8 protein-coding genes and 1 pseudogene are annotated in these 8,392 nt (G+C 57.7%); 5 read left to right on the plus strand and 4 right to left on the minus strand.

Annotated features, from left to right (window positions below; all coding sequences use genetic code 11):
* From ACQKP4_RS27535 to ACQKP4_RS27555, 5 genes and pseudogenes are all read left to right on the plus strand, one after another.
* Nucleotides 1-291: pseudogene (locus ACQKP4_RS27535) on the plus strand (hypothetical protein); the annotation flags it as partial.
* Entirely contained in the window at nt 288-854 is a 567-nt protein-coding gene (locus ACQKP4_RS27540; protein WP_427637166.1) for a DUF4123 domain-containing protein, read from the plus strand. The pseudogene ACQKP4_RS27535 and the gene ACQKP4_RS27540, both read left to right, overlap by 4 nt.
* Entirely contained in the window at nt 851-3,544 is a 2,694-nt protein-coding gene (locus ACQKP4_RS27545) for a toxin VasX (RefSeq protein ID WP_427637167.1), read from the plus strand. Before ACQKP4_RS27540 ends, ACQKP4_RS27545 begins: the two co-directional genes overlap by 4 nt.
* Nucleotides 3,535-4,491 carry a hypothetical protein gene (locus tag ACQKP4_RS27550; RefSeq protein WP_427637169.1) on the plus strand — a complete coding sequence of 319 codons (957 nt, stop codon included), beginning with the start codon at nt 3,535-3,537 and terminating at the stop codon, nt 4,489-4,491. Before ACQKP4_RS27545 ends, ACQKP4_RS27550 begins: the two co-directional genes overlap by 10 nt.
* Nucleotides 4,492-4,858: 367 nt before the next feature.
* Nucleotides 4,859-5,128 (plus strand): hypothetical protein, encoded by a 270-nt coding sequence (locus tag ACQKP4_RS27555; protein ID WP_427637171.1) that lies wholly within the window; start codon nt 4,859-4,861, stop codon nt 5,126-5,128.
* Between the two features lie 40 nt (nt 5,129-5,168).
* Here the strand turns inward: ACQKP4_RS27555 and ACQKP4_RS27560 are convergent, their stop codons facing one another.
* The 4 genes from ACQKP4_RS27560 to rsgA form a co-directional block, all read right to left on the minus strand.
* Complete coding sequence (locus tag ACQKP4_RS27560) at nt 5,169-5,654, minus strand: toll/interleukin-1 receptor domain-containing protein (RefSeq protein ID WP_427637172.1); 486 nt, start codon at nt 5,652-5,654, stop codon at nt 5,169-5,171.
* The gene (locus ACQKP4_RS27565; RefSeq protein WP_427637174.1) at nt 5,654-6,613 is read right to left on the minus strand and encodes a caspase family protein; all 960 of its coding nucleotides are present in this window, start codon (nt 6,611-6,613) and stop codon (nt 5,654-5,656) included. The genes ACQKP4_RS27560 and ACQKP4_RS27565 overlap by 1 nt, the downstream gene beginning before the upstream one ends.
* Before the next feature lie 2 nt (nt 6,614-6,615).
* The gene (locus tag ACQKP4_RS27570) at nt 6,616-7,023 is read right to left on the minus strand and encodes a TIR domain-containing protein (protein ID WP_427637176.1); all 408 of its coding nucleotides are present in this window, start codon (nt 7,021-7,023) and stop codon (nt 6,616-6,618) included.
* A gap of 209 nt (nt 7,024-7,232) precedes the next feature.
* A complete protein-coding gene (gene rsgA / locus ACQKP4_RS27575) occupies nt 7,233-8,264 on the minus strand; it encodes a small ribosomal subunit biogenesis GTPase RsgA (protein WP_008153263.1) in 1,032 nt (343 codons plus the stop codon).
* Nucleotides 8,265-8,392 lie beyond the last annotated feature (128 nt).

The following is an 8,392-nucleotide window of genomic DNA, read 5'->3' on the forward strand; positions in this document are numbered from 1 at the left end:
AAGGGCGATTCGAGCTTGACGCTTGAGTGTGGCGGTCAGCACATCGTGATCAACGCCAGCGGGATTTTCAGCAGCGTGGCGATTGTCGAGGGTGGTTCGCCGATCGCGGGTCTGCCCGGGCAGACGGCACTGTCAGTAGTTCCCCACGCTGCCGAGGCAGTGGTTATCGAAACCCTCCCGATGGAAGCCCTGCTCAAACAGAACATCGTCTTTCGTGAGGCCGAATCCGGCATTTGTCCGGTATGCGATGCCGCCCAGGAACATCAGGTAACAGAGAGGGCTGAAGCATGACCCCGATCACCCCGAACAAAGGCCTGCTCCTGATTGACGGTGTCCAGTATGAGGACGCTATCGATTGGCTTCATGAGCACTACGGCGCCGACGCTCCTCAATCGCTTTTCAAGGGGACCGCCTACGAGCCGATTAGTGCAGCGGGGCCATTTCTGCTGAATGCCTCGCTTGGCAGCGCAGCCTATGCCGCATGGTGGGGTGGCACTGACTTGCAGCACGGTGTTTGGCTGACTTCTCCACAGAGCGCCCAACAATGGCTACCGATCCTGCAGCGTCGGTTGCGCATATTTGATGAATACCAGCGAGAGCTGTGGCTGCGCCTGGCGGATGGCTCCGTTCTGCGACGTGCCTGTTTGGCCGGAGCGCAATGGCCAGCAGGCTTTTGGTTTGGTGTGGAAAGCGTCTGGCTGCGCCATGACAACGCGCCAGTGTGTGCTTGGGAAAACGAAGCGCCGGAATTCGATTCAGCGCCGGCCAATAAAGGTCTGGCCGCGCAAATCACCCTGCCTGATCCGCTTCTGCATGCACTGAGCCTTCCCGCCAACCCGGAGAAAAACCCATGAGCGCCCAGAATAAAATCCGCGTTGGAAGCTGTCCGTTGTTCGTTGCCGTTTTGCCCCTGCGATACGCTCTCGGCCCAACCGTCGCTGTCGATACGGATGCCTACGACTTGCCGGCGTTGAGCGGCTCATTTCCCGAGTTGGGGCCTCGTCATCCTGACTTGACCGGGCATGCGCTCAATTACACCTCGCGTTTATTGCGCGACGGTTGGCTCTATGTCTGGGAGAGCAGTCCATCCAAGTTGGTGGAGTATCAGGTCGAAAAAGCTCAGCTCACCCAAACCCCGCGAGCGGGCAAGGTGATCGACACCCGAGTCAAACCTCATTTGGTGTTGAGAGCGGGCGACCCTGCCGGATTGGTCTGGTCGCCCGTTCGCTGGAGTGAGGCGCAATACCAGGCTGCCAGAAAAGATCCCGTCGTCCGGCAGCGCATCATGCGCAGTTTTGTGCCGGGCGTTGCTCCGTTCAGTGGTCAAGTCGACACCGTCGTCAAGCAGATTGGCGAATACAACGATGCGACGAGCTATGGTTGGAGCGGGGAGCCCGAAACGGAGCATGCCCCCGACTGGTTGACAGTGCTCAAACAGATGGGGCGCTGCGAACAGCAGAGTTACGCCGTCATTGATGATGCATGGGGCGTGCTGCTCGACTTTGCTGCATTGATGCGTGTGCGAAAAGAGGCATTAGACAGTTACCAGGAGCATCACGCTGAAACGTGGGCGATGGCCGGTGTCATCAAGTCACTGAGCGAAGGCGACCGCCAATTGAGCGCACAGTTGCCGTCCATCACCCGCTATGACGAACTCCAGCGAGCGTGGAAAGATCAAGAAATCCAGAACGACCGATATGTCGTTGATATGCGGCGTCTGGCCCAACTCTGGGTGGCGTGGTTCAACACTCTGCAATTGACTGGCCCGTCGAGCATGGACACGGCTTGTGGTCATTTCGACATTACCCAGTCGATGGCGCGTGAGGCACTGGAGTTGCATTTCGCTGCGGCTTGCCTGGGGCCGGCCAGTACCAGCATCGGCGCTCAGGCCATTACCCTGAATCTGGACGGCAACGCGTCGGGTAAACCTTGGCTGCTTTGGGCGTTGCTCGGGTTACCCGCACGGCTTGGCAAAGGCGAAATCAAATACCTGGTCGATCTGGGTGATGCGTTCAACGACAACACGACGGCGTTGCAGGAAGGTGCTAGCAAGCTTGCCAGCGCATTCGGGTATGCCGATGCACTGAATAAGACTGCCGACAAACTGAAACAACATAAACCGGCCTCGAGCATTGAGGCCTTGTTTCTGGCCATCGCTCCGGTGGCTGGATTGCAACTGCATCAGGCACAAAATCCGGCCAGCACCGCCGGGAGTTTGTACATGGCGGCGGCTCTGGCTCGTAGCGAACAGCGCATCCAGGCGCTGGACGTTACCTCGCGTCAGCTGGGCGAGTGGTACAGCGACTTGATGGGTACACGCACTGCGGCGCCTGCTCATTTGAGCGTCGCACCTCTGGTCGGGGCTGTGGGGCAGAGCGTGCCGTTCATGCGTCTGGTGCCGGCCAGCACCAAATTGCCACCGTTGCCGGTGAATCTGGCGGCGGGTGTGGATTTGAGTAGCGTGCTGGATCTGAAAGCGGCTTGGGACAAAGCGCCGATCAAGGTTTTGGTGACGTTGATGGCGGGGTTGAATTTTTATTGGTCAATGGATGAGTTAGTAGATAGCGGAACAACCAAAAAATGGGTTGGTGCTTTCGGCGCTTTGGCTGGAGTTGGAGCAGCAGGCGCGGCAGTTGCTCAGCGGGTGGCAGAGGTTAACTGGGCTTCTGTTGTTAGCCAGAACGGCAAAAGTTCTATTCCAGCAAGGCTCGCGTTAGTTCGAGTAATGGGAATGGCCGCAGGTGCTGCTTTGGCACAGTCAGCTTTCCTTTGCTTTGATGTGGTGGTCTACGGTTTCGAAGCCTTTGAGGCATTCCAGGCAGGTGACTTCGATACCTTCTCCGTTAATCTGGTGCTAATCGGGGCATCGGTGGCGAGCATTAGGCTGCAGGCTCAAGCCTTCCGGGCACTGCGCATTGCGCGAGCGGCTGTGATAGCAGGGGATGCGGCGGCTATTTCTAAAGGGTTGGATGTCGTGCCTCACTTGGGCGTCAAGCTTTTGGGGCTCGCGGTGGCGATTGTGGGCGGGGTCATCGCCCGGCTCTATACGACTGACTCTCCGCTGGAAAAATGGGTAAAAAACAGTCATTTCGGTATCCGTCCGGATAATGCCTGGTCAACTAACTACACCCAGTCAATGGAGCGTCTATATCCCATTCTGTTTCCTGTCAGTTTTGAAGTCTTCCGACTGAGAGAGTTGCACCCTTATCAAGGGCAAGTCACCTCGACCTATCTGATGCTGAACCTGCCGGGGGAAAACATTCAGATGACGGATGGGATGATCCACTTTAAGGGGCATGAAATCTGGCGCGATACACTCGGATATCATTCCGAACGGGTCAAAAAAGTCGAATGGACAGGTGAAAACTTTGATCGGCATAGCGGCAGTCGGATTACTGTACAAACCGGCATAACCCCATATCGACGCGTCTACCATGAGGACGGCGTGCGGGATTTGTGGAGCATCGAGGGTGAATTGATCTATTCGCCACGTGAAGGACTGACGCTTCCGGCGGTAGAAATCAAGGACTGGGCATGGATATGAAAACGCTGGAACACCCGCGATACAGCGCTATCCCTACTGTGCTGCTGGAAGCGGATAAGCCCACTGGTGAACAGCCAGCGGAGTTGTTCATTACTGATGAGCACTCTGAACACTATTTGGCTTTGCAGGCAGGCGGAGATTCGGATCGGGGTCAATTTGCGGGGCTTGGCGGGTGGATAGGCTTGGGTGGGCTAGGGATGGCTTCTCTGTTAATGATCAATGGAAAGTGGGAAAGCGTTCCGATGGGCCTGATCATGTCAGCAGCATTTTTCCTTGTTCCTTTTTTATGGGAAACCCTTCGACCGTTACCGTTGCCCATCCTGTTCAACCGACGCACCCGCGAAGTGTATTTCGAACACGAAGGTGAACTGCTCCACACTCCGTGGGATGGCATAACCGCCGTGGCTAATGAATATCAGCTAGTTGGAACCCACATTGGTGGCATGCAAAGCGCCTCACTGGAAATACGCATGTGGCAGTTTGAAAAACCAGAAACTGCACTGATGGTCAGCCTCGGCCCTCCTTTCGGCAAATCATTGGCGATGCAGAAAGGCTTTTGGGAATACATCCGCTCTTACATGAACAACGGCCCATATTTCGACGAGCAGGGAAATCACAGTGAGTCAGATGCGTTCGTAAAAAGCCAACTGGCAGTGCAGCCGAACATGAGCGGGTGGTTCAAGGACACCTTCACCGACATAAAAAAGAGAAGAGCGGAAAGTGGTGGCAAGAACTATTTGAGCGGTAGCGATGTAGTCATGCTTGTTCTTACCTTTCTCTTTTACCCATGGTTTCGCATTCAAGAGTTGACTTACAACCTGGCCAAACGCCGCTCCCGCAACCTGTGGCCGAAAGTTGTCACTGAACGCCTGAAAGCCAATGGCCCCACCACACGCCTTGTTGATCTTGAGCACGAGCGAGATGTTGGCGCATCGAAGGCGAGTTGATCTATACCCACAATCGGACTGAGCCTGCGGCGATAAAAATCAAGAAATGAGGACCGTTCGGAGAATGGTGTAGGACGGCTCCGAGACCCATAAACCGGGGTTTACTTCGCCGGAACCTCGCATAGTTCGTCCGTCACCGACGAATCGGTGATCGACTTTAGCCGGTCGTAACAGATGATGCACAAGCGCCCGTATAATCGCGGCGCTTTTTGCTACCTGACATCTGCATGTCTATGGTGGCTGTGCGTGGGACACTTTCGGGTGTGCCGGGTTCATCTGTCCGGTCGGCTAACCCGCGTACAGCTACCACCCATTTCGTTTAGCCGCGAAGGGGTGGGAGTTTCTCTAATCAGATGAGAATTACCCCATGTCCAAGTACCATCCGCTCCAAGGCAATTTCAGCGTCGGCCTGACACTGTTCATCGACACTGAAGCCAAAGCGTCCGACCTTCTTGAAACCGCCACCCACCGAATCAAAGCTGCACGCAATCTGCTTAATAGCGTCACTTGCCTGTGCGTTAAAGACGCTGAAGGTCACGATCTGGAGCATTTCGCCAATGCTGCCCACGTGTTGATCCAAGACGGCTGTGATGCATTGGATGCCTTAGGTTGGAAGCTGGAAAAAACCGCACTCTGAAGACCAGAAAGCCGCGATCAACGCGGCTTTTTTACGCCCGTCAGAAGCCGCGCCTGATGCGGCTTTTGAGCTTGTCGTGAAACAGATCCGCATCGCGCTTGTACACGCTGCGAATCGACTCACTGAATGACTCCAGACCCATTGAACGACTCGACAGTGTTTCTTCGCGGTAGGCATCGATGAAGAAGTTGAGGTCGGCTTCGCTGCTCAGTTTCGGCCATTTATCGAGGTACAGCGGCAAGGCGCTGGGGCCGATCTTGTAGGAACAGATCCGCCGGTTGCTGATGGTCGCTTCGCCGATTTCGAAGGGCACCCACCACGATTGCGCCGTCTCCTGCGAGACCACTGCCAGCAGGTGCGTGCAGTCGGTGATGTTGCGGGTGATGACGGCGGTGATGTCGTCGGTTTGCTGGGACTCGCTGTCCAGCACGTCGAGGTAGGTTTTGATGTTGGCCTGTTGCAGGCGGATGTTGATGCTCATCGCGCGTTCGCGATCGGTGTGGCGGTAGCTGATAAATACGGGCATCAGAAATGTCCTTTGAGTGCGAGGTCACGGTAATAAGCGCCGAGGGCCGTCAGGCGGCAGCCAGTGGAATGCAGGGCGGCGTAGTACATGTGATCGGCGTCGACCGGTTCGATCAGGCTGTGGCGATTGCACTTTTGCAACTGCTTGAAGACGTCGCCGTTGTCTTGGTCGAACGTGGCTTCGGTCGGTTCGTAGCTGGGGTCCAGCGGGAACACGTAGCTTGGGTCCGGGAACCAGTCCTTGAGTTTGCGCAGGGTTTCTTCGGCGATCAGCGGCGCGACTTCGCGCAAAGGTACAAATTGCGAAACGTTGGTCTTGAACACCGGCCGTTGTTCCCAGGCGCCCAGCGCATTGTCGACGAACGAATACACGCTGCCGGGCGTGACCTTGCCCAGCACGTTCGCGGCGCCGCCGTGCAAGGCCTGCAGCAACAGATCGGTAAACACGCCGTGGCCGCGACCTTCGAGGGCGACCTGGTCTTTTTTGCAGGCCGTGAGGATGGTCATGCCCTCGCTGATTACGCTGGCGCCGCCTCGCAAACCGCGCATGGCGGCCGCTGCACCGGCCTGGCAGCAGTCGAGGATGATGATTTTGTTTCTGATGTGCGTGGCTTCGTCCGCCCATTTCAAGATATCGCTGATGCGAATGCCGTCGACGCCTTGGCCGAAATCCTGGGGAATCAGCAGGCCTTCGTCGATGCTGGTATCAAACTGGCCGTGGCCGGCGAAGTACAGCAGCGCGACGTCGCAATCACCGGAGAACAGGCTCTGGATCTGTTGCTTGAGCATCGCGTGGGTGAGGTGGTCCTCCGAGGACGTCAGGACTTTGCTGCTGAAATTGGGACGCCCGCTGGCGTGGCGCTCGAGCACCGAGGCCATGGCCATCGCGTCGGCGTTGCAGCCGCTCAGTGGCGACACGTAGGTGTAATGGTTGATGCCGATAAACAGTCCTTTGCGCATGATTACACCGCCGTGTGCAGGCGAATGGCGCTGACGATGCTGGTGGTGCTCCACGCACATTCGGCGTGTGCCGCGCGACGCACCACCGCTGAAATGCGTTCGGCCCCGAACGGCTTGATTGCAATGATCACCTTGCCCATGCGCCTGGCGATCTCGATTTCCTTGTTGATCCACTTGCTGTAGGTGGAATACATGCCGGCCATGATCAGCACCGCCGAGCAGGGGCGGATCTTGTTTTCGATGGCCTCTTCCAGTTGCTTGTCGGTTTTCGCGCCGACAATCGGGTTGTCCGGCGGGACCGAAAAATTCTTGAAGGTGAAGCCTGGCTGCGCGTTCAGCAGACGCAGCAGATTGTCGTGGGCGTGGGGGTAGTTCCACGAATGGCTGATGAACAAATGATAGGTTTGCATGGTGTCCCTCGGTATCGCCGAATGCGAAGAGGGTTTGAATGTATGCACTTGATAGGCGGCAACAAGGCCTGCGCGGTGAAAGAGAAAGGTCCTTCAACGGCGCGCGCAAAGGCCTGACAGAAGCGTCTGACGTTTAAGCGGCGGGGTGTTTTGCAGGACGCAACGAACGCGCCCTCGCCCCGTCGATGTCGGGGCGAGGGCGCGTCTGTTTAGTAGCTGGTTTCGGGCAGGCTGGCGATGATCGAGCGGTAGCTGTTCATTCGCTGTTGCTGTACGCGCCCCTCTTCGAGGGCTTTGAGCAAGGCGCAACCCGGCTCACGGTCGTGTTTGCAATCGCGGAAGCGGCAGGTGCCGATCAGGTCGTTGAACTCGATGAAACCGGCTTCGACGTCGGCGCGGCTGACGTGGCCCAGGCCGAATTCACGAATGCCCGGGGAGTCGATCAACTCGCCGCCACCGGGAAAGTGGAACAGCCGCGCGGTCGTCGTGGTGTGAGTGCCCTGGCCGGACAGCTCGGACAGCGGGCCGACACGGGCTTCGACTTCCGGCAGCAGACTGTTGACCAGCGACGACTTGCCGACGCCGGACTGGCCGACGAACACGCTAATGCGCCCGTCGAGCTGTTCTTGCAATTGCTCCATGCCGTTGCCGTGGTGCGCGGACACTTCCAGCACCGGGTAACCCAGCGTGCGGTACACCGCGAGCAAGGCATTCAGCGCCGGGGCGTTCTGCTCGTCGATCAGGTCGAATTTGTTGAGCAGCAGCAGCGGCCGGATTCCGGCGTGCTCGGCAGCCACCAGATAACGGTCGATCAGGTTGGCGTGGGGCTCGGGCAGCGGCGCGAAGACAATGACGATCATGTCGACGTTGGCCGCCACAGGCTTGAGCTGGCCACGGCTGTCCGGGCGGCAGAGTTCGGTTTTACGCGGCAGTTGCGCCACGATCACACCGATGCCCTGGTTGCCGGCACGCCAGACCACCTGATCGCCGGTCACCAGCGCCGGCAGGTTGGCGCGCAAGTGACAACGGAACACTTGGCCGGCCAAATCGCCATCGAGCGCTTCGACTTCGACCTGCACACCGAAGTGCGCGATCACCAGGCCCGTCTGCTCCGGGCCCAGGTCGCCACCTTCAAGTGCCTCGACAGCCGAGGACTCGCGTTTGGCGGCGCGGGCAGCGCGCTCGCCCTGAATCTTTTCGATGCGCCAGTTTTGACGACGATTGAGTTGGCGTTTGGCCATGGGTGTTCCGTATCAAGAATGCAGCGATTAGGTAAAACGGCGGCGAGTTTAGCACGCCCGGCCAGTTGCCTAGGCTAAACTGCGCAGCATTGCCTAGGAGCCGACACATGCAAAACCCGCAGAATCTG

Origin of the sequence: Pseudomonas sp. NPDC086278 (assembly GCF_050280905.1) — a bacterium.
Lineage (GTDB): Bacteria > Pseudomonadota > Gammaproteobacteria > Pseudomonadales > Pseudomonadaceae > Aquipseudomonas.